The organism is Kaistella sp. (genome assembly GCF_041824135.1).
In the GTDB taxonomy this organism is placed as follows: Bacteria; Bacteroidota; Bacteroidia; order Flavobacteriales; family Weeksellaceae; genus Kaistella.
In genome coordinates this window covers 1-25,237 of sequence record NZ_JBGZYM010000042.1, presented here as the reverse complement: position 1 = coordinate 25,237, position 25,237 = coordinate 1, and the positions used below count along the sequence as shown (strand labels likewise).

At 35.2% G+C, this 25,237-nt stretch carries 22 protein-coding genes and 1 riboswitch; of the genes, 7 read left to right on the top strand and 15 right to left on the bottom strand.

Annotation, left to right across the window (positions count from 1 at the left end):
- Positions 1 to 549: 549 nt before the first annotated feature.
- The 4 genes from ACEYOS_RS04725 to ACEYOS_RS04710 form a co-directional block, all read right to left on the bottom strand.
- Positions 550 to 1,602 (bottom strand): DUF3810 domain-containing protein, encoded by a 1,053-nt coding sequence (locus ACEYOS_RS04725; protein ID WP_373709160.1) that lies wholly within the window; start codon positions 1,600 to 1,602, stop codon positions 550 to 552.
- Entirely contained in the window at positions 1,589 to 3,355 is a 1,767-nt protein-coding gene (locus ACEYOS_RS04720; protein WP_373709161.1) for an MFS transporter, read from the bottom strand. Before ACEYOS_RS04720 ends, ACEYOS_RS04725 begins: the two co-directional genes overlap by 14 nt.
- Positions 3,356 to 3,406: 51 nt before the next feature.
- The gene (locus ACEYOS_RS04715) at positions 3,407 to 4,132 is read right to left on the bottom strand and encodes a lysophospholipid acyltransferase family protein (protein WP_373709162.1); all 726 of its coding nucleotides are present in this window, start codon (positions 4,130 to 4,132) and stop codon (positions 3,407 to 3,409) included.
- A gap of 61 nt (positions 4,133 to 4,193) precedes the next feature.
- Complete coding sequence (locus ACEYOS_RS04710) at positions 4,194 to 4,652, bottom strand: GtrA family protein (protein WP_373709163.1); 459 nt, start codon at positions 4,650 to 4,652, stop codon at positions 4,194 to 4,196.
- 216 nt (positions 4,653 to 4,868) lie between these two features.
- Between ACEYOS_RS04710 and ACEYOS_RS04705 the strand changes: the two genes are divergently transcribed.
- Together ACEYOS_RS04705 and ACEYOS_RS04700 are read left to right on the top strand one after the other, a co-directional pair.
- Complete coding sequence (locus ACEYOS_RS04705; protein WP_373709164.1) at positions 4,869 to 5,120, top strand: hypothetical protein; 252 nt, start codon at positions 4,869 to 4,871, stop codon at positions 5,118 to 5,120.
- A gap of 712 nt (positions 5,121 to 5,832) precedes the next feature.
- The gene (locus ACEYOS_RS04700; protein WP_373709165.1) at positions 5,833 to 7,260 is read left to right on the top strand and encodes a CCA tRNA nucleotidyltransferase; all 1,428 of its coding nucleotides are present in this window, start codon (positions 5,833 to 5,835) and stop codon (positions 7,258 to 7,260) included.
- A gap of 70 nt (positions 7,261 to 7,330) precedes the next feature.
- Here ACEYOS_RS04700 and ACEYOS_RS04695 read toward each other — a convergent pair whose 3' ends face one another.
- From ACEYOS_RS04695 to ppk1, 3 genes are all read right to left on the bottom strand, one after another.
- Positions 7,331 to 8,368, bottom strand: a complete 1,038-nt coding sequence (locus ACEYOS_RS04695) for a YncE family protein (RefSeq protein WP_373709166.1) — start codon at positions 8,366 to 8,368, stop codon at positions 7,331 to 7,333.
- A 13-nt stretch (positions 8,369 to 8,381) separates the two neighbouring features.
- Positions 8,382 to 10,205: a TonB-dependent receptor plug domain-containing protein gene (locus ACEYOS_RS04690; protein ID WP_373709167.1), complete on the bottom strand. Its 1,824-nt coding sequence runs from the start codon at positions 10,203 to 10,205 to the stop codon at positions 8,382 to 8,384.
- A gap of 30 nt (positions 10,206 to 10,235) precedes the next feature.
- A riboswitch (cobalamin riboswitch) is annotated at positions 10,236 to 10,403 on the bottom strand.
- Between the two features lie 2 nt (positions 10,404 to 10,405).
- A complete protein-coding gene (ppk1, locus tag ACEYOS_RS04685; protein ID WP_373709168.1) occupies positions 10,406 to 12,475 on the bottom strand; it encodes a polyphosphate kinase 1 in 2,070 nt (689 codons plus the stop codon).
- A gap of 142 nt (positions 12,476 to 12,617) precedes the next feature.
- Between ppk1 and ACEYOS_RS04680 the strand changes: the two genes are divergently transcribed.
- Together ACEYOS_RS04680 and ACEYOS_RS04675 are read left to right on the top strand one after the other, a co-directional pair.
- The gene (locus ACEYOS_RS04680; protein WP_373709169.1) at positions 12,618 to 13,220 is read left to right on the top strand and encodes a Crp/Fnr family transcriptional regulator; all 603 of its coding nucleotides are present in this window, start codon (positions 12,618 to 12,620) and stop codon (positions 13,218 to 13,220) included.
- 52 nt (positions 13,221 to 13,272) lie between these two features.
- Positions 13,273 to 14,484, top strand: a complete 1,212-nt coding sequence (locus ACEYOS_RS04675) for a hypothetical protein (RefSeq protein WP_373709170.1) — start codon at positions 13,273 to 13,275, stop codon at positions 14,482 to 14,484.
- Between the two features lie 168 nt (positions 14,485 to 14,652).
- Here ACEYOS_RS04675 and ACEYOS_RS04670 read toward each other — a convergent pair whose 3' ends face one another.
- The 8 genes from ACEYOS_RS04670 to ACEYOS_RS04635 form a co-directional block, all read right to left on the bottom strand.
- Positions 14,653 to 15,216, bottom strand: coding sequence for a fasciclin domain-containing protein (locus ACEYOS_RS04670; protein WP_373709171.1), 564 nt, complete (start codon positions 15,214 to 15,216; stop codon positions 14,653 to 14,655).
- Positions 15,217 to 15,382: 166 nt separating this feature from the next.
- Positions 15,383 to 16,150, bottom strand: coding sequence for an ABC transporter permease subunit (locus tag ACEYOS_RS04665; RefSeq protein WP_373709172.1), 768 nt, complete (start codon positions 16,148 to 16,150; stop codon positions 15,383 to 15,385).
- Complete coding sequence (locus ACEYOS_RS04660; RefSeq protein ID WP_373709173.1) at positions 16,147 to 16,896, bottom strand: ABC transporter ATP-binding protein; 750 nt, start codon at positions 16,894 to 16,896, stop codon at positions 16,147 to 16,149. Before ACEYOS_RS04660 ends, ACEYOS_RS04665 begins: the two co-directional genes overlap by 4 nt.
- A gap of 48 nt (positions 16,897 to 16,944) precedes the next feature.
- The gene (gene nosD, locus ACEYOS_RS04655; protein ID WP_373709174.1) at positions 16,945 to 18,183 is read right to left on the bottom strand and encodes a nitrous oxide reductase family maturation protein NosD; all 1,239 of its coding nucleotides are present in this window, start codon (positions 18,181 to 18,183) and stop codon (positions 16,945 to 16,947) included.
- A gap of 43 nt (positions 18,184 to 18,226) precedes the next feature.
- Positions 18,227 to 18,637, bottom strand: coding sequence for a nitrous oxide reductase accessory protein NosL (locus tag ACEYOS_RS04650; protein WP_373797525.1), 411 nt, complete (start codon positions 18,635 to 18,637; stop codon positions 18,227 to 18,229).
- 32 nt (positions 18,638 to 18,669) lie between these two features.
- A complete protein-coding gene (locus tag ACEYOS_RS04645) occupies positions 18,670 to 19,257 on the bottom strand; it encodes a hypothetical protein (protein ID WP_373709176.1) in 588 nt (195 codons plus the stop codon).
- Positions 19,258 to 19,407: 150 nt separating this feature from the next.
- On the bottom strand, positions 19,408 to 21,402 hold the full coding sequence (nosZ, locus tag ACEYOS_RS04640; RefSeq protein ID WP_373739122.1) for a Sec-dependent nitrous-oxide reductase: 1,995 nt from the start codon (positions 21,400 to 21,402) through the stop codon (positions 19,408 to 19,410).
- An 87-nt stretch (positions 21,403 to 21,489) separates the two neighbouring features.
- Positions 21,490 to 21,990 carry a c-type cytochrome gene (locus tag ACEYOS_RS04635; protein ID WP_373710190.1) on the bottom strand — a complete coding sequence of 167 codons (501 nt, stop codon included), beginning with the start codon at positions 21,988 to 21,990 and terminating at the stop codon, positions 21,490 to 21,492.
- Positions 21,991 to 22,126: 136 nt separating this feature from the next.
- Here ACEYOS_RS04635 and ACEYOS_RS04630 point away from each other — a divergent pair, with 136 nt between their 5' ends.
- The 3 genes from ACEYOS_RS04630 to ACEYOS_RS04620 form a co-directional block, all read left to right on the top strand.
- On the top strand, positions 22,127 to 22,516 hold the full coding sequence (locus ACEYOS_RS04630; protein ID WP_373710189.1) for a c-type cytochrome: 390 nt from the start codon (positions 22,127 to 22,129) through the stop codon (positions 22,514 to 22,516).
- A 166-nt stretch (positions 22,517 to 22,682) separates the two neighbouring features.
- The gene (gene dnaK / locus ACEYOS_RS04625) at positions 22,683 to 24,575 is read left to right on the top strand and encodes a molecular chaperone DnaK (protein ID WP_373710188.1); all 1,893 of its coding nucleotides are present in this window, start codon (positions 22,683 to 22,685) and stop codon (positions 24,573 to 24,575) included.
- 231 nt (positions 24,576 to 24,806) lie between these two features.
- A partial coding sequence (locus ACEYOS_RS04620) for a helix-turn-helix domain-containing protein (RefSeq protein WP_373797524.1) occupies positions 24,807 to 25,237 on the top strand: 431 nt, incomplete at its 3' end.

Below are 25,237 nucleotides of genomic sequence, written 5' to 3'. Positions count from 1 at the left end.
TCAGGGACTAAAACAGGGATTATCTAAACATATCTATTGGTTTTTGATTGGTTATAAAATTTCATAAACCGCTAATAATCTGTTTTTTAATTATTTACTGTGTTTTATTGTGATATAAAGATACTCCCGTCTTCGCTACTAAAAGTCCAGTTTTCACTGGATTTTTTTTGTGGATTAATTCTCTGATTTTAGAGGTCAGTAAATCTAAATTTGGAGACATCGAAATACCGAAATTTCAATTTTCTTATTAAAAGCTGAATCGTATTTTTTCATTTTTAAAACTTCTGTTTTTTCTACTAATAATTAATTATTGTCGACAGTTTCATCTTAATTCGAATCCTTTGTTGTCGAATCGGCAATATGCAGTTTTTTTATCTTTATTTCGAGAAATTTAGTGAGAAAAAGTTTGTAGTTGCAAATATAATTTATACATTTACAGCGCTTTAAAAATGGCTTTTGCCATCAATAAGGCATAAATTTTTTTTCATCATTTGTGTTTTAGAATCGTACCGTAAGGTGCGATTCTTTTTTTATTTAAAAACTACTGTACTACTTGTAACGAACAAGCAAGTCGATGAAATAGGAGTAGGTAATGCTTCCATCCTGTTGATTACTTTTCAGAAATAAGTCGTTAGTAAATCCAAAAAAGACATCCAATAGACCTTCATGTTTTTTTACAAAAAGTTTTTCTGCGAGTCGATCGCGTTGCATTTCTGGAGAATACTGGGCTAAAATTTCTTTAACAAACTCAGGATCACGTTCAGCTAAAAAATTTAATAGAGATTTTAATACGAAATAATCCGTACTGTATTTTAAATCCAGATTGGTCGAATTTTCACCGATTAAAAAACCAATGAAGTTTGCTTCCTGTTCTCTTGCATAACCCAACTGATGTGCGCTCTCATGTGATAAAGTAAAAGGAATATAAGTAGATGGAAGTGCTGAATTATATTGTGCTTCGGCCGTAAAAGGATTGTAATATCCCAAGATTCCACTATAGCTCATTATTGGTTTAAATAAACTCGATTTAAAGGCCTGAATTCTTGTTCCTTTTTTATTGTTTAATGACGATGGCAATTGGGTTTGATTCCTTAATATCTCATCTTTAATGACGTTTATATCGGTGATTGTAAATACACCACTTTGATCTTCTTTTACCAAAGAGCGGGTCTTTCTGCACTTCTCCAGATATTCTAAAGTGAGCTGCTTTATGTCTGATATTTCTAATTGTTTTTCTGGTAGTTTTTCCAGTAATGGTTTCTGGAAATAAAGCATTCCCCAAGAAATCTGATAAATGAAATAGAGAATGTTAATAAGGATCAAAAACTTCAACACATATTTTTTTCTGCTATTTTGTTTTAAAATTTTAAAAATGAAAAAAAGAAAGATCGAAATAAGTAAAATATAGAATACATCACCAACCGAAAATGGTATGCTGGAAAATAGGATCTGATGAAAACCTTTTTGAATTTCAAATAATCTTTCAAAGAAGGTAACAACAACGTCTATTTTTGATAGAATGAAAAATAAAAGAAATTGGGCAAGTAATATACCTGCCCAAAATCTTTTTTTATGATATAATTTTAAATTATTCGTTTTCATTCAATGAATTTTCACCCATAACAATTCCTTGTCTTTTCAAAATTTTCGGAGCAATAAATCCGTAGAAAGCTAAATAAGAAAAACATAGGATAGGAATAACATATGAAAAATGAGTCCACGTAATGCCCATTATTCCTGCGGGATTCGTGAGATCAAAATCACAAATGTAACCTTGGATCAATGGAATAATACCTCCACCCAAAATCATCATGATTAAGAAAGAGGATGCCTTACCCGTATTTTTTCCTAAACCAGCGATTGCTAAATCAAATATGGAAGGCCACATAATAGAACAGAATAAACCTCCTGATATAAAGAAATATTTTGCAATCTCTTTGTCTGGATAAACCAATCCTAAGAACATCATGGTTACACCCGCCACACCAAAGATCATCAGTGTCTTTCCAGCGTTTTTACCACCAATGAAACTCATGATAATAAAGGCAATGATCCAAATAGCGTAAATATAAAATGAAGAAACATCTTTTCCACTTAGTTCATTGGCAACAATGATAATTAAAAAGGCAATAAACGGAACAATAAATTTAAGGATCATATTGCTTAGTTTCGAAATATTAAATACATTAATACTTCCATTCCAGCGTCCGATCATTAAACTTCCCCAGTATAGCGAAACAAAAGGAGCGATGTTGTATTCTAATATACCTCCGAATTCTTTAGTATGTAATAATGCTGGCAGATTACTGATAATGGAAACCTCTACCCCAACGTACAGAAAGATCGCTAACATTCCTAGGTATAGCTGGGGATATTGAAATATACTGAATTTCGCAGAGCCTTCATCAATCTGTGCTTCTTCCTCTTTGGCCGGATCTTCAATTTTAGAAAATAACATAAAAATGGCAACCAAAATAAATGCTAATCCTAATACAATGAATGGTGTTTTAACTAAAGTTAAATGCTCTTTAACAAAGCCAGTGGGATACGTAATATTGGTAGAACGTTGTTTAATTTCGCCAAGTTTGATAGAATAGTCATCGATTTGCTTTTCAGTTGCGGTAGTACTTTGATCAATTAAAGCGATCTGCTTGTCAAGATCATCCACATTGTTTTGTACAGTAGCAATCACGCCCTTAACTAAGGCAGGATCATCTTGACGATCGATTTTTAAATCATTGATGTTTTTGATGAGTTCTGTCTTATGTGTTTGATACTCGTTTTTTACGATCTCAATTTTTGAAAGTTCACTGCTGTTTACCGTAGTCTCTTCTTTGTTACCCATTCCGAATAAGGCAATACCAACTAAAATTGGTCCTATGGTTGTACCCAAAGAATTGATTCCACCTGCCATTGTTAGTCGGTGAGCACCAGTTTGGGGACTGCCCATTTTTATGGCAAGCGGATTTGCTACAATTTGTTGAACGGAAAATCCTAGACCTACAATGAATAAAGCCGCTAAAAAGAACCAAAAACTTGCCGCAGCTGCTGCCGGTACAAACAGAAATGCGCCAATTGCTGAAATCACAAGACCAACTGCAAGCGTTTTTTTATAACCGAATTTTTGTAGAATATCCGTTTTCAAGGAGATGATAAAGAAAATCACAGAGCCAACAAAATAAGCCAGATAAAATGCCCACGCAACCAATTGACTTTGCACTTGCGAAAGAACAAACCATTTCTTAAAAACAGGAATTAAAATATCATTACTGGCCGCCACAAATCCCCAAAAGAAAAAAACTACAATTAAGGATAAAAACTGTGACCATTTGGTCTGTTGCTGATTTTGTTCCATATTTTTCTTGATATTTTAATTACTTGAAAACAAATATAACTATTTAAATTCTCAAATTGCAGTTTGCAATATATTTTTCATTTTCGAATGTGCTTCTGCCTTTAGCATCGCAACAGATTGATCAGGCTGCATGATATCATTGAAATATACTTTCACTTTTCCCGGATATCCTTTTGAATAATTAAAGGGAAACATCTCTTTCAAACCAACAAAGGTAAAAACGGTAATCGGTGATTGATGCTTGGAGGCCAATATAAAAGCGCCATCTTTAAAGGAATCCAATAAAACAGAAGTGTCATCAGGAACACCACCTTCAGGAAAGATAACGATGCTTTGTCCTTCTTCCATCCTTTCCTCACATCGGCGATAGACGTCTGCACGGCTACGCGCTGAAGTTCGATCGACCATCACACAGATTCTTTTATAGACTGTTCCAAAAATCGGAATTTTCACCAGTTCTTTTTTGCCAACGTAACACAGCGGATGATTCGGCATTAAAATACAGGGAAGCATTACATCCATAATCGAGGTGTGATTAGAAATGAAAACGTACTGCTGATTCTTATCAATCTTTTTATCAGTCAGGTTGATTAACTCATACCGAAAGCCCATTCCATAAAACATTCCGAAACACCAAAGGCGTATGAAGAAATAAGCGTAGCGATAATGTTCTTTTTTAATGGAAAAAAGCAAGACCGGAATTCCAAGAATAATGGTTAGGAATGCTCCTAAAAGCATCATCCAGCCACGCCAGATATAATTTAAAATTTTTGTCATATGATTTTTAAAAATCGCTTTTTGCGTGAATTACTAAACGGCTAATCTTCATTTTTACTATTTAACCGTTGAAAATAACTTTTTTCTTCACCGTGTAATTTAAAATGGACACCAATAGGATCGCAGCTATTTTACTTAGAATTTCCTTACTGATTACAATAATGCCTAAATCAAGGTGTGCTGTAAACATAAATCTAAAGAAAAGCTGGAAAAAGGTTAAGCTGAGTATCGTCGAGAAAAAGGAAACAAACATGAAGTAAGCAAATTCTCTCTTTTTAGAATGTTTGCCACGTTCAAAGACAAACCAAATGCTCAAAAAATAGTTAGTGATAATACCACAACTGGTAGAGAAAATATTACTGAGCGGAAAGTGAATGCCATGAAAGTTATTTTCTTGAGAGAAAATACGCGGTAAATAAACACTGAATATTTTAAATGAAGCAATTTCTACTACAGCGCTTAGCGCTCCCGCGACGACGAAAAGTAAAACCTGTTTATGTTTAAGTAAAAGTTCTTTCATAGATGTTGCTGCAAATTTAAAACTATATGTTAAACAATCAGAAAAACTTGTTAAAATATTTTTTTAATTCAATATATTGATTACTTTTAATTTTCGAAAGCGATTTATTATAGGATAATTTAATCATTCTGAATGAGTTAATGTGCTGGTTTTGTTGTCCTAAAGACCGATGGAAATTATAAAAACTTAATTAAATTAAATAACCAAGTCATCACGATGATCACAAAAAAAACGTACAGAAAATTTACGCCACAACAAAAAAAAATTGAGGAATTAGAGAAAAACAGTCCTCGGTTCAAAAGAGTTTATACAGAATATGAAACAATGTCCGATGAATTATGGAATTTAGAAAACACAGATGTTACCAATATTCCTGATGATTTCATTGACGCAATGAAATTACAAACCGAATATCTGGAAGAAGAAATTGGTGATTGGCTTATCGAGAAAAGCACTGACTTGGCCTAAGTGCAAACTGACAAATTTTCTCTGATATCAATTTTGGCCTTTTCAAATTTCGCACCTTTAAAGCACAATTAACTTAAATCACAGTAGCGCACAAATCAAATTACTTCAGAACATTTTCGACGAATCCTTGTTTTGCTCTTCATTAATAGCAATAAATTCTAGGTAGGAGTTTCAATATTTAATATATTAATGTTATCAGGTGTCATTCAAGGAATTGTCTTCACTATACTTGTTTCGCTTTCTAAGAAGTACCGAACTAAATCGCTTTTTTTTTCTTGTAGTCCTCATTATTTGTCTCGCCGTCAATAATTTACAGTACTTTTTGCTTGATTCAAAAATCTTTAGTATCAGAGATTTTTTTGGAATCATCTACATTCCAAGTGCTATCATTTCAATGGTGCTTTACTTTTTTTATGTCAAGTCTTTCCTCTTTCTGAAAATGAAAATGACTAATAAGCTACCTTTTTTACGATTTTTTATTTTCCTTGGACTTATGTTATATTAGAAGACTTCGCCATGACAATAATTGAAATCTATTTATCGCGATTATTATTATTTTATTTCTAAACCTTGAACTGACTATTTTTAAATAATGGTTATTAAGTTGACGACTTCACACTTTGGTTTTTGGTGCCATAATTCCTATCAACCCAACTTGTCTTTTTCTTATCTTTGCACAAATCAACATTTTCGGATATCGGACTTTACGCTTATGAATATTAATCTTTCTCAAAATAAAAATTTCAAACTCTTCAAACTCATTTCAGAGGTCGCCGAAAAAAATAACCAAACCGTTTTTATTGTAGGTGGTTACGTTCGGGATTTATTGATGAAGAGAAAAGCGCCCACCGATATTGATTTTGTAACCGAAAGCAACGGAATCGATTTAGCCAAAGCCGTCGCCAACGAAATTAATCCAAAACTTAAAGTTTCTATTTTTAAAAATTATGGAACGGCAATGTTTAAATTTGAAGGTCTGGATTTAGAATTCGTAGGTGCACGAAAAGAAAGTTACGCTGAAGATTCGCGCAAACCATCGGTTGAAAATGGAACCTTAGAAGATGATCAGAAACGCCGTGATTTTACCATAAATGCTTTAGCGATTTCTTTAAATAAAGAAAGCTTCGGCGATTTAATTGATCCATTTGATGGCGTTCAGGATATCAAAAGAAGAATATTACGAACTCCTTTAGAACCAAGCCAGACTTATTCCGATGATCCTTTGCGAATGATGCGGGCGATTCGGTTTGCCTCTACTTTAAACTTTAAAATTGAAGAACATTCTCTAGCTTCCATTCAAAAAGAAGTGGAACGAATTAGAATTGTTTCCATGGAAAGAATTATGGTGGAGTTCAATAAAATCATGCTTTCCGAAAGACCTTCTTTAGGTTTAAAATTAATGGAAGAAACCGGAATTTTACATTTGGTTATTCCAGAATTGACCGCCTTAAAAGGGATTGAAGAAGTGGATGGACAAACCCATAAAGATAATTTTTGGCATACTTTAGAAGTCGTTGATAATATTTCAGAAAATACCGAAAACCTTTGGCTTCGTTGGGCAGCTCTGCTTCACGATATCGGAAAAGCACCAACTAAAAAATTCTTAGAAGGAAACGGCTGGACTTTCCACGGTCATGAATTCTTAGGTTCTAAAATGGTCAAGAATTTATTTTATAGACTTAAACTTCCGATGGGAAGCGACATGAAATATGTTCAGAAATTGGTAAAACTTTCTTCACGGCCAATTTCATTAATAGATGATGGAACTTCTGATTCCGCGCTACGTAGACTTTTGTTTGATGCTGGTGAAGATCTGGAAGATCTATTTATTTTGAACAAAGCAGATATTACCACCAAGAATTCTTCTAAACAAGCGAAATTTAAAAATAATTTTGAATATGTGGCTTTGAAAATTAAAGAAGTCGAAGAGAAAGATCAGGTTCGAAATTTTCAACCACCGATTTCAGGGGAAGAAATTATGGAGCTTTTTAATCTAAAACCGGGACGGGAGATCGGGATTTTAAAGGAGAAAGTAAAAGAAGCAATTCTGGAAGGGGAGATCGCAAATGATAAAGAAGAAGCCAGAACTTTCGTTATTAAAGAAGGTCAAACCATCGGTTTGATTCTAGCACAAAATTGAATCAGATCATATAAAAGCCCTTTCAAATAAAGTTTGAAAGGGCTTTCTGTTAAATATATAAAAGTGTGTTTTAGTTTTTGTAGAAACCGTTGGTTCCTCTTCCTGCGGTAACTGTTTTAAGCAAAGTGCCTGCTGTAGAATAAATTTCTACCGTGCTGTCTGCTGTAAATCCGTTCGCATTAGAAATATAAATTTTACCATCAATAACGCTGAAGCCATATAACGCTGACCAAGAATTATCGGTTAGTGTAAGAACTGGTGTGGTAGGAATTACAGTACTGCTAAGGTCCATTGAATAAACTTTAGCTCCAGAACTGAAGAAAAACTTCGTCCCATCAATTTCTAGATTGCTCCCATTCGCAATTCCGGTTAAGGTAATTGTAGAAGAAATGGCTCCCGTAGGACTTAATTTATAGATGTAAGAATCGGTTGAAGTTGAAGCAATAGTGTAAACATTTCCTCCGGTAGAAATTGTTTTCTTGATGTTTCCATTAGGAACCGTTACTTCTTTTTCCACCGTATTAGAAGTTGGGTTGATAATAGTGATTTTATTACCTGAACCAAAGGAAGCATTTTGTACAAATATTTTCCCACTTGCTTCTACAATTCTTTCTCCTGAGCTCGTTAGATCAATTTTTTTTACGAAAGTGTTGGTCGTAGAATTGTAAACATTTACAAATTTTGAAGAACCCGAGCTGTTCGTAACGTAATAGTTATTTCCAGCAAAAGCAATATATCTTGGTTGTGAAACCTGGTCAGACACCGTTGCTATTTTTTTAAAAGTATAACGGTTTACGATCTCAATTTTATTAGAATTGTTAAGGATCAAATAAGCATTATCGCCGTTGACTCCAATATTTTGAAGAACATCTCCTAAAACAGCACCGCCATTATTGGCACTGTATATTTTATTTTCTATGGATAAATCGTTTGAAATAAAAGAAACCGTTGCAGTTGGTGATCCGAAATTACCTTCGTTAGAAAGAAATATTCCGTTTTCATAAGCACCTTTTGGCTGTGGGTCATCGATTGGATCGTCCGTTCTACACGAAGTCGTAAAAAGCAAAGTGGCAGCAAATAGTGCAGACAGTAATTTAGAAATTTTCATTTTTATTATTTATTTAAAAGTTAATTAAAAGATTGGCGCTGTAATTTCTTTTTGGCAAAGGAAAATAAGTGGTGGTTTCGTAGATCTCATCAAAGATATTATTGACTTTAACTCCGATTTGATAGTTTTTGAAAAATGTTAAATTCAAGCCAGCATTCATTACAAAGTAAGGTTTGATGGCGTCGCGAAGTGTTTCGTCACTTGTTGTATAAGTCAACCCATTATACATTCCCTGAATAAAAATTTCCGCAAATCGATATTGGTAAGTCGCGTTTCCGAAAATTTTATGTTGAGGTACATACATTAGAAATTGGTCTGTATCTGCATTTTTAGAATGAGTAAAAACATAACCCAGTGATAATTTCGTCCTATTATTGCCGAACTTTTTTTCAAAATCCAATTGCGATTCCAGACCGTAAGATTCAACGTTGTTGGTATTAACAGGCGACCAATATCCGTTGGAAGTTGGCAGCCATCTGATCATGTTTTTGATCTTGATATAATATGGAGTAAGGTTTAATTTGAAATCGCGGTATTTAAAATTATTTCCTAATTCTGCCTGGTGGGAGATTTCTGGTTTTAAATCCAAATTTCCGCCAGGTTGCCAGTATAGATCGTTGAAGGAAGGATATCTGAAGTTTTTAGAAACATTCAAACCAAAAGAATACCAGTTGTTAACGCTCATCTTTCCGGAAAATGAGTAGAGAATTGGAGTCACTATTTCCTCCACAAAATCTTTTTTAACGCCTGCTTCAAAATTAAATTGCTGATTTGGATTCCATCTAATCAAACCTGCAACGGAACCCGCATTTCTGGTAACATCGGTTATTCCTGATTGATAACCTTTGCCTTTATCAAAATGATATTCGGTAATTAAATTAAAGGCCAGCTGATTATTGAAGAAATAATTGAAATCATTTTTAGCTAAAAAAGACTCGCCCGAACCACCACTGCTTTTTGGTTGGTCAATATTATCAAAATACTGAAAATCATCTTGAAGGTAAGCTACTTTGAAACTGTTATTTATTTTTGTTGAATTGAAATCCCAGGCAAGTAAACTCCTAAAAGTATTGCTTAAATATTTAGTTTTCGTTCCAAATTCGGAAGTCGGATAGTGTTGTTCACCATCGTAAAATTGCGTTTGCCAGGACAATCTATTTTGAGCATTGATCTTGTATGCAGCTCCTAAATTGAAAGTGCGGTTGTCGTACTCACCATTTAAGTTGATATATTTTTTTTCCGGAACTTCATAATCATTATCGCTTTTCACAAAATTTCCAGAAACTTTTATGGATAATTTATCGTCGCTATAAGAAGTTTTAAGAAAAGAATTGAACGTATTGTAAGAACCACCTTCCAGAAATAAAGTAGAATTAAAACCTTTATTAAAAGAAAGTTCGTTATTTAAATGAATCGTCCCACCAATAGCACCACTTCCGTAGATCACACTTCCGCCACCAGATTTTACTTCGAGTTGGTCGTAAGTAAGCAGGTTTAGATTATTGACATCACCCTGTCCTAAAAATATGGAGTTGATATTAATTCCGTTCCAGACAAAAGCGGTTTGTTGTGCTGTAGTTCCACGGAAAGAAGGAGAAGAAACCATTCCACGACCGTTTTCTTTGATGTAAACTGGAGATTGAAAACGCAGAACTTCGGAAAGATTCGTCGTGTTTTTCAGCAAATCCTCTTGATTTAAAGTCTCAATTTTGTGCAACTTTTTAGAGTTTTTTAACTGATTATCGAAGATGTACACCGTGTCGATCGCTTTCTCTTGAGCAAAACTCAACAAAAAACAAAATAGCAACGCAGCAGAAAAGTGGTGTTTTATAGTCATTATTCAGGCCTTTCCTCCGAAAGCATTTTTGTATGTTAATGCTTTGTAGTAAGGTCTCCTGACTTTCACAAAACTGCACCTTCCCGATTGCTCAGTGGTTGTATTGCAGTTTTACTAATGGTGATTTACAGTTGCGGGGACAGTTTGTGATTTACACACAATTCCCTTTTCTAAAAGCACTGCAAAGATAGTAATTTCGTTTAATCTAAAACCGATTTGTTTTTTAAATAATGATAAGTTTCAATTTGCGACCGAATCCGATGTTTATCACCTTCAACATATTCATTCCGTAATTTCTTATCTAAGATCCGGGATTTTACATTGTCGTTTAATTGAATTTCAAGTTGGTCTTTTATTTCTTTCTTCAGATTTTTCTGGGTGATCTGTGCCGCCGCTTCGATTCTATAGTCTAAGTTTCGCGTCATCCAATCGGCTGAAGAAATGTAAATGTCCTCGTGTCCTTTATTGTAAAAATACATCACTCGGGAATGTTCCAAATATTCATCAACAATACTGATGGCAGTTATTTTTTGTTTAAAATCCTTTTGGTTAATTGCACAGTAAATTCCCCGAACGATCATTTTGATGACCACGCCTTCTTTTGCAGCTTCATAAAGTTTGGAAATTAATTCTCTGTCGCTCAATGAATTTACTTTAATAATGATCAGGGTTTTTCGTCCAGCTTTGGCTTCTTCAATTTCTTTGTCGATATGATCTACAATTTTTTCGCGCATGAATTGTGGACAAACAACCAGATTTTTACAACCTTTTAAAGCGGCAGTTATATCTTGCTTAGGCTTTCTTAGGACGGTGAAAATTTTATTAATATCTGCCATAATTCCACGGTCTGACGTCATCAGCAGATGATCACCATAAATTTTGGCTGTTTTCTCATTAAAGTTTCCGGTGCTTACAAATCCATACTGAAGCGTTTTGTTGTGCACTCTTTTTTTAATGACACACAGTTTTGCATGAATTTTTTTATTTGGAATTCCAGTCAGAACTTTTACGCCTTCCTGCTCCAGAATTTCTTTCCATCTGAGATTATTCTCCTCATCAAATCTTGCGCGAAGTTCCAGCATCACCGTAACTTCTTTTCCATTTCTTACGGCATTAATTAAAGCATTGATTATTTTGGAATTGCTTGCCAATCGATAAGCCGTAATTTGAATTGATTTCACATCAGGATCCATCGCTGATTCTCTTAAAAGATCAATCACTGGCGTATAATTGTGATAGGGGAAAGTTAGGAGAACATCTGTTTTTTGAATTACGTCGGTGACTCTTTTCCCTTTAAATTCATGGTGGTCAAAAGAAGTTCTTTCGATAGGTTTTTTATAAGTTTCAAAAACGTCAGGAAACTCCATAAAGTGTCTAAAATTATGAATTTTCCCACCTGGAATAATACTGTCTTTTTTGGTTAAGTGAAGTTTCCTGATCAGAAATTCCAACAGTGCTTTGTCCATGACTTTGTCAAAAACAAAACGGGTTGGTTTGCCTTTCCGTCGGGATTTAATTCCTTTTTCAATTTTCTGCGCTAAGGTCGTTTTGATATCATTGTCCAAATCAAACTCAGCATCTTTAGTTACTTTAAAACAATGGGCTTCATATTCTTCATATCCAAAATAGGAGAAAATATGCGGTAAATTAAAAGTGATCACATCTTCTAACAAGATCACATTTTTTTCGTTTTTATCAGTAGAAGGCAGCAATACAAATCTTCCTAAAATCCTGGACGGAATTTCAATGATCGCAAATTTACTTTCATACTGAAATTCTTTTTTTCGCATCGCTACGCCTAAATAAAGAGATTTATCCCGCAAATAAGGCATCGGCGAATTGTCGTGCAACAAAATCGGAATTACATTACTTTCTACAACTTCATCAAAATACGCTGTGACAAATTTCTTTTGAGCAGCTGTTAAATTCTTAGCTGTTTTAATGAAGACTTTCTGATCTGCCATTTCAACCTGAATTTTTTTCCAGGTTTTAACGAAATTTTGTTGCTGTTTAATCACCACTTCATTTATCTTCTGCAGGATCTTTGTCGGCGGTTGATAAAAAGATTCGGTGATAAATTTATCTTTAAAATCCATGGCCCGTTTTAGTCCGGCAACACGTACTCTGAAAAATTCGTCGAGATTGTTCGAGAAGATTCCCAAAAAACGAATTCGCAGGTGCAAAGGAACATTCTCATCCATCGCTTCCTGTAAAACTCTCTCATTAAAAGAGAGCCAGGTGATATCTCTGGGATTAAATTGATTTGACATTTTTTCTTATTATAAACTCAAAAATAGCCTTTTTCGATGATTTTCAGGCGTTTTTTGACAGAATTGTGACGATTTTATTCAAATTTTGTTCTGATAATTTGTGAAAACTTTGGTATATTTGGAAAACTTGAATTAGATCAATATGGGATTTGTATTAGAAGAAGAATTATTGAAGGCTACGAAAGCAGAAGTGAAGAGATATTATAAAGGTGACGTTATTTTGAATGAAGGTGATAAATCGCCGTACTTTTTATATTTAAAGGAAGGAGAACTTTCTGTCTTTAATTTCACCGAAAAAGGTAAAGAGCTTTTGCAGCATAAGGTAAAGCAAGGACGGTTTTTTGCTGATCCTGCAATTCTTCTTGACCAACCAGTTCCTGGAAACGTACAGGTCTGTTCCGAGAAAGTTGAAATCGTGAAGATTCTTCGTGAGAATTTAATTGAATACTTAAAAACACATCCTGAAAAACTTTTTGAATTTACCATTTCAATCGCTAAAAAAACGGTTCAGAAAAGTCTTTTACTGAAACAAATCGTTCTGTACAATCCAGAAGATCGGATTCTTCAACAACTTCATAATTTTAAAAAGGAGAATGCCTGCGAACAGGAAAGAACCATGATCAATTTTACCCGAAAAGAGCTTTCTCATATGACCGGTTTACGAATTGAAACAGTTATCCGCGCTATTAAAAAAATGGAAAAAGAAGGAAAGTTAGAAATTGTTAACGGTAAAATTTTCATCTAACTCATGACGACAGTCATATTCGTAAATCATTTTTTCACTTTAATTTTGTAACATGAAGAATATTATTTTTTGGCTTCGATTTTCAGTCTTTAATTTCCTGCTTGTTGCCGTCCTTGGTGTTTTAATGCGTTATAAAATTGCCTATTCATTACCTATAGTCGATCAGAAACATGTGCAGGAGGCGCATTCGCATTTCGCATTTTACGGCTGGATTACCCAAATTATTTATGTTTTAATTATTCGCTATTTGCACGGCATTCTTTCGGAGCAACAGTTAAAAAAATACCATACTTTACTGGTGGTCAACGCAATAGCAGCGTTTGTTATGATCCCGAGTTTTATTTATAACGGCTATTACTGGTTATCGATCGCAGCTTCTACGGCAGCCTTACTAACCAGTTTTGTGTTCTTCTTTTTCTTGTTGATGGATTTAAAAGGGAAGCAAGACTTAGCGAAACCTTGGTTTATAGGAGGTTTGTTCTTTGCAGTTATTTCATCAGTTGGGGTATTCGGTCTTAGTTATATGATGTCTTCCGGCAATATGACGCAAAACTTATATCTAAGTTCTACTTATTATTATCTCCACTTTCAGTATAACGGATTTTTTATATTCAGTTGTATCGGTTTTCTGTTTCACTCACTGAAAGAAATCGGCGCAGAGATATCGGAAAAGGATAACAAAATGATTTTCTGGCTGATGTTTGTCGGCTGTGTTATTGGTTTTGGACTATCCGTACTTTGGATTAAAATGCCACTTTGGATATTCATTGCAATTATTTTGGGAACGATCGTACAAACAATAGGTGCCGTAAAACTATATTTGGTCGTGAAGAAAAACTGGCCAAAACTTGTACTTAACTTTTCCGCCTTGCAGAGATTTGTGTTGATGTATGTTGGGTTTGCTTTCTTCGCGAAAATAGTTTTGCAATTAGGATCAACCATTCCGGCTTTAAGTCAGTTTGCTTTTGGATTCAGAAATGTGGTTATTGCTTATCTGCATTTAATTTTGTTAATGTGTGTTTCGGCTTTCTTAATCAATCAGATTTTAGCGACCAACGTATTTAAAATAACTAAACCAGTTACGACTGGATTGAAGCTATTGTTGCTTGGTATTTTCTTAAATGAAGCGGTTTTAGGTTTGATGGGGATTTTCTCTATTAAATATGTTTCAATTCCCTATACGCCACAAATTCTGTTGGCTGTATCATTATTGATGCTTGTTTCCTTAGGAATCATGCTTGTCAATCTAAAGAAGAAGGTGTAGAAACTATTTATTAACCTGGCCTTCTCTGCATTAAGTAAATCTTGATCATTCCAGAAATCAATGGTTATATTCTTAATTTATAACATCGCATTCAACATACAAAAAAGCTTCCTGGAAATTAATCTCAAGAAGCTCACAAAACAACAATTTTAATCTATTATCGGTAACCTAGTTTGGTAGGATCACACTGTCAACAACGTGTACAATTCCGTTTGCTGCCGGAACTGATGCAAGGATATTGATGGTTCCATTAATAACTGGTTTTCCATCAACCATTTTAATGCTGATTGGTGTCCCATCAACCATTCCTAAACTTTGTCCATCAGTAAGATAATCTGTTTTGATCACCCCAACATAAGTATGATGGCCCAAAATGTCATTCAGTTTATCTTTGTTTTCAGGTTTCATTAAATCATCTAAAGCACCAGCTGGAAGTTTCGCAAAAGCTTCATTGGTAGGAGCAAATACAGTGAAAGGTCCGGCATTACTTAGTGAAGTTGCCAATCCTGCAGCTTGTACTCCTTTTACCAAAGTTGACAGATCTGGATTACTCACTGCCAATTTTACGATGTCTGGTGCACTGTCATTATCTACAACTGCTTCTTGTCCTCCTGTTGCTGCAGGCTCGATACCAGCAGATTCTGTTGTGGTAGTTTCGGCAGCAGTTTCGGTTTTTGCACAAGAAGTGAAAGCAAGTGCTAACACCGCAAGGATCATGATTGATTTTTTCATAGCTTTTATTTTATTTGTTAATTGTTTAAAATTTTTAGTGGATAACTGCCTTTTTAATCTGATATAAAATTAGGGTGAAAAGTTGTCAAAACGCTATGACTGTAATCACATATTAAACAATTAATTAGGTGAGTTTTATCACTTTTTTAAAAGCTTTTTAAAAGACCTACAGGTCTTTTTTATTGAACATAATGAGTGACCATAAGAAAGGCACCATGGTCCATATTGCTAAAATAATAATTGAAATAACCATTCCGCCACCGGATCCAAATACCATTCTGAAAATCGCTCCAGCTTGTCCTAACATCGCTGCCACATCGAGCTGCAGCAATACAAATATTCTAGACAGACCGATTGGATTAATTGCTGCTATAGTAGCCATAATTCCTTCGATCGGGTAATCTGCGAACTGGAACATTAAGACCAATAAAATTCCATCATAAATAATGGCGAAAAACATCCAGATGAAAATAGAAACACCAATCCCTTTAGCTCTGTCTCTGCTCGTAATGGCCGCCAACATGGCTAAAGAAGTGAAAATAATGGAAAGGAAAATTCCAGTTATCAACAAAGACGCGCCAGTTTCGATGGAAGAATAGAGTAGGATCGGAATTCCGCAACCAATTAAGAATGCAAATATTAAAGCCGTTGAAAGTCCTAAAAATAAATTAAACCAAACCTTGGCTCGCGGCACCGGCTGACTCAAAAGCAACTCGATAAACTGACTGCTGTTATAAACATAAATGGTAGAAAAAATAATACTCACTAAAGGAACGACCAGTAAAACAACATTGAGTAAACTTAAAGTGGCTTTGGTGTAATTATTATCTAAACCTAAAACTGACCACGAGATAATGAAAAGTAAAATCGTATAAAGAATCACGATCTTATTCTTTAAAATATCAAATAAAATAAAGCGTGCTATTTTGTTCATTTTTTCATGGCTTTTAAAATAGAAATAATTCCGTCGGAAATTTTTTCAGTATTGGTTTCTTTTTTCAAATCTTCAACCGATTGGTGTACCACGACTTTGCCTTCGTTCATAAAAACGATTTCGGTAATGATATCATCAAGTTCACTCAAAAGGTGAGAAGTAATGAGAATTAGTTTTCCTTTGTTTTTTTCTTTGATGATTTTATTTTTCAGAATTTCTGTCGCCAAAGGATCAAGTCCCGCGGTTGGCTCATCCAAAATAATAACTTTCGGATTGAAGAGAAAAGCAAGAACGGCGCTCACTTTCTGGGTTGTTCCTCCTGAAAGCGTTCGCATTTTTTTATCGTAAATATTTTCGAGTTCAAATGCTTCAAGAAGTTCGGTATCCAGATTATCGCCCGAGTTTTTTCGGGTGTCTTTGATCATCTTGATGGTTTCTTCGATGGTCATGTTTTCAGGATAGCGACCGATTTGTGGCATGTAGCCAATATTTTCGCGGTATTTATAATCTTCTTTTACGCTTTTGCCATCTACCAAAACATCGCCGTCTTCTACCACATTTAATCCTAAGATGCATTTGATCATGGTTGTTTTACCACAACCGTTGGGACCAATTAAAGCAATAGAATGTCCGTTTTGGAAGGATAAATTAACCTCGTTTAAGGCCGTAAATTTTTGGAATTTTTTGGTTAAATTTTGAATTTCAATCATATTATTCAGATGTTTAGAGTCAACATCAACTTTCATTAAATTTTAATTTTTTAAAACTTTGAGCACAATTTCTTGGATTGACTTTTAAATTTTAATCGGCTTCATTAATGGCTGATCATCCACAAAGCTTTCGGGTGTTAAACTTGGAATTACTTTTTCGGTACGATCTAACATATCGACTAAGAAACTTCTGAAAAGCAGCATCACCGACGCATTTTGTTCAACCAAAACAGAGTAAAGACTCAACGGATGAAAAGGAACGTCGCCGATCTTATCTTTATCGAGATCATAACCTTCATATTTATCCCAATAGTTAAAGCGGAATTCATTCATAACCACGGAGCCGTTCGTGCTGACATCAAAAGTATTATTGACGAAATTATTTCTCATTAATTTATTCTCCATGCAATTAGAATTGATCTTGATTGCCCAGCCGTTATTTTCAAATTGATTGTTGTAGAAGTCAATTCTGGTCGCACCGTCGGCAAAGATGGCGGTCGTATTATTTTGAAAAGTATTTCCCCTGATCTTACTGTAAGAAATTTCCTTCAATAAAAGTCCGAAAACACTGTCGCCCCAATTGTTGATGAATTTATTGTCATACATGCTGACATTCATGGCGTACATAACCGCAACACCAGCTTCATTATTATCAAATACATTTCCGGTGTAAACGCTGTCGTTGGAAAACATAAAGTGTAAACCATAGCGAAGATTGTGGCGGGAAAGGTTGTGGAACACGAAACACTTGGAGTTTTTTTCCAGATAAATTCCGTCTTTATGTCCGCTGATGTAGTTGTTTTTTACCCAGATCTCACGACTTCCTAAAAGGTGAATACCGTCTCCTATATTTTCCTCGGAAGTTCCCCGATTGGTGGTGATTTTATTGTTGCTGATTAAAACCCGTAGACCTCTTTGAACATAAATTCCGAAATGATTATTTTCGAAAATATTATTATCAATGACAGAATCGGCGCTGGTGTAAATGTGTACTGCAGCGACACTTCTGATCTCGTCTCTGCCACTGTTGATCAATTTAAAACCTTTTAAAACAATGTTGTCTGCATTGAAAGTGATGATTTCCCCATCCATGTTGCCATCGATAATTGGTCGGTCAATTCCTATCAAAGTAACCGATTGATGAAGATCGATGGTTCCTTCGATATAATGTCCTTTCTGAACAAAAATAGTATCGCCGCTTTGTGCTGCGGCGATAGCTGATTTTATAGTTTTATACTGTTCATTTTTACCAACTTTAAAAACTGCGGAGAACGCAAAAATCGGTAAAAGTAATAATAGAAAGTTGAATGTTTTGTTTTTCATATTTCATACTCGCTGCAAGTTAACCTTGCAAGTTTGCACCCTATTATTGAGTTAAGGTTGCCTGTAATTCTGTAGCTGCTTTTTCAGCTGCAGCTTTTTCTTGGTAAGCCTGCGTATTGCCACCCATTGGACTTTTAATATCGCCACCTTTAATAAAAGTAGCGGTATTGCTTTCAATGAATTTTCCAGTTGGGAAATCTGCAACATATTTTTTCGCATTAGCAGTCGTCTCTGTGTTAGAAACTTCGTAGTCATTCAAGCAACTGATGTCATCAAATTTATAAAGCCTGCCTTTTTCAGTAATTAATTGAGTGGCATATTTTGGCACAGAAATGGCCTTTTTACAATTATCACATTGGTCTTTGCCGACATTAATTTCTTGCGGTCCCGTTTCAGAGCACGCCGCTAAAAAAACCATACTGCTCGCCAATAATAATTTGCTAAATAATCTCATAATTCTATTTTTAATTTTTATTAAATGGAATTTTAAACCGCTTTTTTTGCTCTTTTAAATTCCATAAACGCTAAGATAATCAAAATAACTCCGGTAGCAATCATAATTGCACCACCAACATTGGGATAAGACCATACTTCGAAGTTAAGTAACTGTTTGTAACCGATCAATGGAGGTTGATAAGTCATACCCGGAACAATAATCGCTGCATGAGGGTTAAGGTTGTGACCGTAGTCGTATAACCATCTCCAGAAATCAAATACGAATCCTACACCGAAGAGTAAGAAAATACCTGTAAGAACATAAAGAATTTTTCTACTGTTTACAAAGGCAGCCAGAAAACACATGGCAGCAAAAAAGGCCAATGCGTAAGGCAAGATTTTAAATTCCCAAAACTCATCGGCGTGAATTTCTTTCATTCCGATATAATGGTTCAGTCCGTTGATGATTTCGTATTCGCCCGAAACCTTATCAGCATGAATGTACATGGCTAGTCCTTCGGGATATTGCGGAGCATTAAGGAAAATAGACCAGATAGGTACAAAAATAGCTACAACTAATGAGATTCCTAAAATGATCAGGAGGATTTTACTCCATTTATGTAATGTGTTTGTTTTCATTTGAATTTTTTTTAAGGTGCTTCTTTCTTTAATGATTAATAGAGTAAAGTTAGTCACTTTAATGTTTTTCCAATGTAACATTTGTTACAAAATGACATCAATCATAAAAAGAAAAAAGGGCAGTAAAACTGCCCTTTATGTTATGAAAATTTATTTCGTTTCACCTTGTTTTACCGGGCTTTGCGCGTTGTCCTTTTTATTATTCAATGAATAGATCAAAGGGGTGTTGCTACCTGCTGGTGATACTCTTACATATCCCTGCATCTCTTGGTGTAATGCAGAACAGAAGTCTGTACAATACATTGGGTACATTCCTGGTTTCAGTGGAACCCATTTCAAAGTACTCGTTTCACCTGGCATGATAAGAAGCTCAGCATTCTGTGCGCCTTTCACTGCAAATCCGTGAGGTACATCCCAATCTTGCTCTAGGTTAGTTACGTGGAAGTAAACTTCGTCGCCAACTCGTACTCCTTCAATGTTATCTGGAGCAAAGTGAGAACGGATGGAAGTCATATAAACATGAACTTTATTTCCTTCTCTAACGACTTTACTTTCACCTTCACCTCTAGTTACGTAAGGGTGTTTGTTTTCTTCTAATTTATAGAATTTCACCTGGTTTTTAGTGAATATTTCCGCAGGTCCTGCCTGTGCATAATGCGGCTCACCAATCGTAGGGAAATCTAAAAGCAGTTTCATTTTATCACCACTGATGTCAAATAATTGAGCAGATTGCGCCAATTCCGGACCAGTTGGTAAATATCTGTCTTTAGTAATTTTGTTATAAGCTACTAAGTATTTTCCGTAAGGTTTAGCAGTGTCTCCACCTACAACCATCAAGTGACCTGTAGAATAGAAAGTAGGTTGTCTGTCTAAAACTTTACAAGTTTTGATGTCCCATTTCACGATTTCCGAAGAAACGAACATGGAAGTGTAAGCATTTCCTTTTCCATCAAACTCAGTATGGAGTGGTCCTAAACCTGGTTTTTGAACTTCACCGTGTAATACTGATTCATATTTAAGAATTGGAATTCCATCAAATTCACCTGAGAAATCTTTCTTTTCAATCGCTTTCATTAATTTATCAAAACTAAATACAGGAATCAAAGCTGCTAATTTTCCAGATCCAATAATGTATTCTCCTGTTGGGTCGATATCACAACCGTGTGGAGATTTTGGACAAGGAATTAAATAACAGATGTCTTTTAATTCTTTTGCAGAAAGTACAGATACTTCTTTTAAGATTTCAGATTTTGCCATGTGCGTAGATTCATCCCAAGTATTATGAGCATATTCTACGGCCATTTTTTTAGCTTTACCTGCTTTCAAATACTCTTCAGCTTTTTTCCAGTTCACTGCCATGATAAAATCTTTCTCATTCTGAGAAGCATTTACTTCAAGAAGCGTGTTTGCCTGTTCTGAGTTGTAGCAAGAGAAGAAGAACCAACCGTGAGATTTACCTTTTCCTGCATGTGACAAGTCAAAGTTAAATCCAGGTGCTTCAATTTGGAACGTAATGTCCATTTTCCCATCATCTTTACCAATTCCAATGAAAGATAAATAACCTTTAAAGTTTTCTTTGAAAGACTCAATTGGTACGTCACCTTCACCGTCCACAGGTACAGCGAAACGGGTTCCCGCCACTACATATTCTGTGTTTTCAGTAAGGAAAGGAGAGGAGTGATTTCCGGCAGAGTTAGGGATTTCTAAGATCTCCGTTGTTTTGAAGGTTTTCAAATCAATTTTCGCAACCCTTGGTGTATTATTCGCGTTGGCAAATAAGTATCTACCATCAATTTCTCCTTTGGTTTGTGATAAAGCAAGGTGATGCTGATCATCCCATGGTACGAATCCGTGAGAAGTTTCTAGCATTGGTTTTGTTTCCTCACTAAAACCGTAACCATTTTCAGGGTGTACAGAAAATACAGGAACGATTTTTAAAGTTCTACCACTTGGCAGTCCAACTACACTAATTTGTCCGTTGAAACCACCGCTGACAAAGTTATAAACCTCATCGTGCTTGCCTGGAGCAACGTACACTTTCTCTGCTGCATCACCCGAAACAGCAGTCTGAGTGCCCTTGGGTTTACATGCAACAATACTCACCGCAGCAAAAGCTGCGAGTCCAATTTTCTTGTAAGTTTTCATATATTATTGATTAATTCTTTGGGAATAGAAAGGATAAAGAAATGAATGGTAAATTAAAATAACATCTACCATTCATTTAGTAGGTCATTATTTCGCGCCGTCGATTTCTCTCATATATTCAAGAACTTCTCTAGCCTCAGTATCATTAAGTCCTTGATTTGGCATTCTAACCAAACATAGCTCCAATTGTTTTTGTAATTCTGGATCTACGTCGATCATTGGGTCTGGATTAGAGATAAAGTTCATGATCCACGCTGGTGTTTGTCTTTTAGTAACACCTAACCAACCTGGTCCTACCAATCTTTCGTCGGTTGTTTTGTGACAAGAAGTACATTTAACTTCAGCAAGACCTTTACCTGCTGCAGCCATTGCTGGATCAAATTTAGATACATCAACATTTTCATGTTTCCCAAGACCTCTGTTTGGATCGTAGCTAGCTGCATCTGCTCCAGCTGCAGCGGTGCTTTCGTCTGCTGTAGCAGTTGCGTCAGTTGATCCTGAAGGGATTGAATCAGTTTGTTTGTCACCACCGCATGAGAATAAAGCGAAGGTCAATGTTGCAAGTGCAATAGTTTTTAATAGTTTCATTTTATTGATTTTTTGTATGCTCAAAAGTACTAACGTTTGATTGATTCTCGTTATGACTGTAATCATATACACGATATGATAATTATCGTGAAATTTGTGCTACAGAATTTTAACTATTATATAAATTATAAAACGAATGAAAAAGTATCTAATGATCTGCGGAATGGTCGCGACGCTAGTAGCATGTAATAAGAAAGAAACAAATCCTGATATGGATAGTAATGTTATGCTGGAAGAGCCCGTGGTGAAAACTGTAGATTCTGCCGCGGCAGGTAAACATGAAGGTTTAGCACTTATTGAAGGAGCTGACTGTTTAACTTGTCATAAAATGGATGTAAGAGTTGTAGGACCATCTTATCAGGAGGTAGCTGACAAATATACAGCAGGAGATCTTGATATGCTTGCCGGTAAAATTATTGAGGGAGGAAAAGGTAACTGGGGTGAAATTCCAATGACGCCACATGCCGGAATGAGTAAAGAAAATGCAAAAAAAATGGTAGAGTATATTATGACTCTAAAAAAATAATCAAAATTATTTTAAAAATTAAAGACATCTTATCTATAGGATGTCTTTTTTTATGGTCGTTAAATTGCAAATCTGTCAATTTGTCATAATTTTTTCCATGGTATAAAATTGGAGAAGTTGAGAGTGTAAAAAAAATAACTTTAATAATAATAAAAAATATAACAATATGAGCAAAATAATTGGAATTGATTTAGGTACAACCAATTCATGTGTTGCGGTAATGGAAGGTAAAGACCCTGTAGTTATCCCTAACGCAGAAGGTAAAAGAACAACACCATCTATCGTGGCATTCACAGAAGATGGCGAAAGAAAAGTGGGTGATCCTGCAAAAAGACAAGCAGTAACCAATCCAACTAAAACGGTATATTCAATTAAAAGATTTATCGGAACTCATTTTAAAGATGATGCTTCTGAAGTTTCCAGAGTACCTTATAAAGTAGTTGCTGGACCAAACGATACTGCAAAAGTAAAGATCGACGATAGAGAATATACGCCGCAAGAAATTTCTGCAATGATTCTTCAGAAAATGAAGAAAACTGCTGAAGACTATTTAGGTCAGGAAGTAACTAGAGCGGTAATTACAGTTCCGGCTTACTTTAATGATGCACAAAGACAAGCAACTAAAGAAGCTGGTGAAATCGCTGGTTTAAAAGTAGAAAGAATTATCAATGAGCCTACGGCAGCAGCTTTAGCTTATGGTTTAGATAAAAGTCATAAAGATCAAAAGATCGCAGTTTACGATTTAGGTGGTGGTACGTTTGACGTTTCGATCCTTGATTTAGGAGACGGAGTTTTTGAAGTATTATCAACGAATGGAGATACGCATTTAGGTGGTGATGACTTTGATGATGTAATTATCAACTGGTTGGCAGATGAATTCAAAACCGAAGAAGGTGTTGAATTGAAAGGAGATCCGATCGCATTACAGAGATTAAAAGAAGCAGCAGAGAAAGCAAAAATCGAATTGTCTTCTTCTTCTCAAACAGAAATCAACCTTCCTTATATTACAGCAACTGCAACTGGTCCGAAACACTTGGTTAAAACTTTAACTAAAGCGAAATTCGAACAATTGGCAGCTGACTTGGTAAGACGTTCAATGGAGCCTTGTAAAAAAGCGCTTTCTGATGCAGGTTTATCAACATCAGATATTGATGAGGTGATATTAGTTGGTGGTTCTACAAGAATCCCAATCATTCAGGAACAGGTTGAAAAGTTCTTCGGAAAAACACCATCAAAAGGAGTTAATCCAGATGAGGTTGTAGCTTTAGGAGCTGCGATTCAAGGTGGAGTTTTAACAGGAGATGTTAAAGACGTTCTTTTATTAGATGTTACACCACTTTCATTAGGAATTGAAACAATGGGTTCTGTATTCACCAAATTAATTGATGCGAATACAACCATTCCAACTAAAAAATCAGAGGTATTCTCAACAGCAAGTGATAACCAACCTGCAGTTTCTATTAGAGTTGGACAAGGAGAAAGACCAATGTTTAATGATAACAAAGAGATCGGAAGATTTGACTTGTCAGACATTCCACCAGCACAAAGAGGAGTTCCTCAGATCGAAGTAACTTTCGATATTGATGCCAACGGAATCTTGAGTGTTTCTGCTAAAGATAAAGGAACCGGAAAAGAGCAAACGATTAAAATTCAAGCGAGTTCAGGACTTTCTGAAGAAGAAATCGCAAAAATGAAACGTGAGGCTGAAGAAAATGCTTCCTCTGATGCGAAGAGAAAAGAAGAAGTTGAAATCTTTAACAAAGCAGACGGATTGATTTTCCAAACAGAAAAACAATTGACAGAGTTTGGCGATAAATTATCTGCTGACAAAAAAGCCGCGATCGAAACTGCACACGCAGAATTGAAAACAGCTTTCGAAGCAAAAGATATGGACAGTGTAAAAACCAAAACCGAAGCTTTAGATGCAGCTTGGATGGCAGCTTCTGAAGAAATGTACGCTCAAAACGGACAACCAGGTGCTGAGCAAGCGCAAGGAAACCCAGAAGGTGCTGCAGGAACAGAAGATGTTCAGGATGCTGACTTCGAAGAAGTCAAGTAATTAGTAATTATCATCGATTAACATCGATTGAAATAAAGTAGTAAATCGCTGTAAACGTAATGTTTACAGCGATTTTTTTGTTTTTAACTTTTTTCAATAATAGTCGATTTTAATCAATTTTTATCGTATAATTGTATCTTAATTGTACCGCGTCTTAATAGCAGACAATCTGCTTCTTATTATGTCTTATTTAGGCTAATTTGATTTTTATTTATTTAAAATAGTGGCATTATGGGCTTTAGTAATCTTAGGATACCAAAACTTTGTGAATTTTGTGAGAAACCATTTGAAGCAAAAACAGTTACTACAAGATTTTGTAGCAAACTTTGTTCGGAAAAATCTGTAAAAAGACAAAAAAGACTAGTTCAGGAAGTAGAAGCGAAACAAGTTTTATTGGAAAAATCAATAAATAAAATTGCGGAAATTCAAACTCGACCCTATCTTTCTGTAAGTGAAGCTGCTGTATTTTTTGGAATGTCGAAGGATACAATTTATAGATTAATCAAAAGCAATAGAATTTCAGCACATAATTTTGGTGAAAGATTAACCCGAGTTTGTAAGTCGGATTTGGAATCAATATTTACTGCGGTAAAAATTGCGCCGGAAAAAGAAAAGATTGAGGAAAAACAAGTTTTTGAAATAGGTACTTGCTATACAATTTC